Here is a 1148-nt window from a genome sequence, read left to right as displayed (position 1 = left end):
GACCGATTATTCCCACTTACCGTGTGAGCGATAACTCTGGAGCATAGCCTTCGCAAAAACGATCTACGACCAAGTGCAGCAATCTGTATTCTAAGACAGGTTTCGCATTACATGGTCCGAAAGCTATCTGGCATTAAGTGAATTAGCGCCTCTTCTTTCACAATTTCTCCGAGCCGCCGTAATATTTCGCTCGACTGCGTACTAGATTGCCAATGTAGGGAAATCTGAATTCGTTCATTGGAAACCAGTTCTATAAGCTCACCACTTTCCAAATAGGGCAATCCAGCGATCCCCGGCACCAGACCCCAACCGGTACCATTCAGGCAACATGCGACATATCCTTCATATGAAGGCACCATATGGGTTAACGTTTTTACAGATCTGCCAAAACACTGCTTCATCCACTGATCCTGTATTGTATCCTTTCGATTAAACGCTAGACATGCGGTGTTTTCAATCGTGTCGAGCGTTACCCCTTTTTTAAAATTTGCATCATAAAATTCAGCCGAAGCCACAGCTATATATTCCATTGCACCAAGCGATATCCGACGACATCCTTGCACAGGCTTTTCGACGTCTGTGATAACCGCGAGTGCGTCGCCAGATTTCAGGCTCTTTTCCGTGTGCTCCTGATCGTCCGGGGTGATCTCAATTTGCACGTTAAGGTCGTTTACAGCGCGTTTCATCACATATGGAAACCATGTTGCGAGACTGTCATTGTTTACCGCAATTCGGACCGTTGCCGCATTTACACCAGATCGGTCTATCAGATTGCTCATTCGATCAGCTAGTTCGTGTTGTAACAGAGTTACCTGTTCAAAATGCTGGCACAATTGCAACCCGATTTCAGTTGGAACACACGGGCGACCGCGGACAATCAGAACTGTGCCGACCCTATCCTCAAGCTGTTTGATTCTCTGGCTGACCGCAGATTGCGTCACTTCGAGCGCTTTTGCAGCTGCATCAAAGCCGCCTTCTCGTACAACCGCATCTAAAGCGAGCAATGAATCATAATCATATTGCATGTCAGAACAACTTTTTTCATTAGAGTTCCTAATACAATGTTAGTATGTCGTTAAGAAAATCAATCTAAATGTTGATTTCTGCCCTGATTCTCCAAGCTATTTATTAGCAACTCTGATTGTTTT

Annotated in this window: 1 protein-coding gene; it reads right to left on the bottom strand. The window is 45.1% G+C overall.

Annotation, left to right across the window (positions count from 1 at the left end):
- Positions 1-107: 107 nt before the first annotated feature.
- Positions 108-1025: a LysR family transcriptional regulator ArgP gene (locus AB9F26_RS22100; RefSeq protein WP_369756620.1), complete on the bottom strand. Its 918-nt coding sequence runs from the start codon at positions 1023-1025 to the stop codon at positions 108-110.
- Positions 1026-1148: the final 123 nt, after the last annotated feature.

Source organism: Falsihalocynthiibacter sp. BN13B15, from assembly GCF_041205415.1.
In the GTDB taxonomy this organism is placed as follows: Bacteria; Pseudomonadota; Alphaproteobacteria; order Rhodobacterales; family Rhodobacteraceae; genus Falsihalocynthiibacter; species Falsihalocynthiibacter arcticus.
This window is presented reverse-complemented; position numbering and strand designations above follow the sequence as displayed.

Excerpts from the sequence above, each read along its gene's own strand:
- AB9F26_RS22100 (WP_369756620.1), bottom strand. The coding sequence starts at position 1,025 with ATGCAATATGATTATGATTCATTGCTCGCTTTAGATGCGGTTGTACGA.